The organism is Erwinia sp. MYb416 (genome assembly GCF_037479575.1).
GTDB lineage: Bacteria > Pseudomonadota > Gammaproteobacteria > Enterobacterales > Enterobacteriaceae > Erwinia > Erwinia rhapontici.
Genome location: NZ_JBBGYT010000286.1, coordinates 467 through 938, shown reverse-complemented (window position 1 = coordinate 938; position 472 = coordinate 467). Strand labels below are relative to the sequence as shown.

At 53.0% G+C, this 472-nt stretch carries 1 protein-coding gene; it reads right to left on the bottom strand.

The window, feature by feature from the left end; all coding sequences use genetic code 11:
• Positions 1-220 precede the first annotated feature (220 nt).
• On the bottom strand, positions 221-472 hold a 252-nt coding region (locus tag WH277_RS02575; protein WP_339504242.1), incomplete at its 5' end, for a hypothetical protein.

Here is a 472-nt window from a genome sequence, read left to right as displayed (position 1 = left end):
TTTATCGGTGCGTTTCAGCGCCTGGGCCAGCTTATTGATACGCTCGTCGCGCCGGGTTTCCATGAGTCTTTTTTTCCCTTATCGCGGAGAGAGGTGAGGGTGAACGAAAACGATTGCCTGCTGCGTTTTACCTGTTTTGCAGTTTACCTTCAATAGGATAGTGCTGCAAACCGCGTCTGATGGAAGGGGCCGACCTTTTTTCAGTCGGCCTGATAAGGGGCTAGGCCGCGCTGCTATTCACTTTAGTACCCTGCGTCAGCATTGCGCCGATCGGATCGTGGCAGAGGATAATAGAGTGGTGATTAGCTGGCAGTGGGATCACTTCGAGATGTGGGCAAACGTCACTGAGGCCGTTATCCTTTATCGCCAGTACCTTTGCTCCGTCCACACCGTCCAGACTTAAATCGGCAAATTCAATGGCTTTGAAAAGCGTCACCCGGCTGTGGCACAGCGGCGCGCTCAACGGTTGATT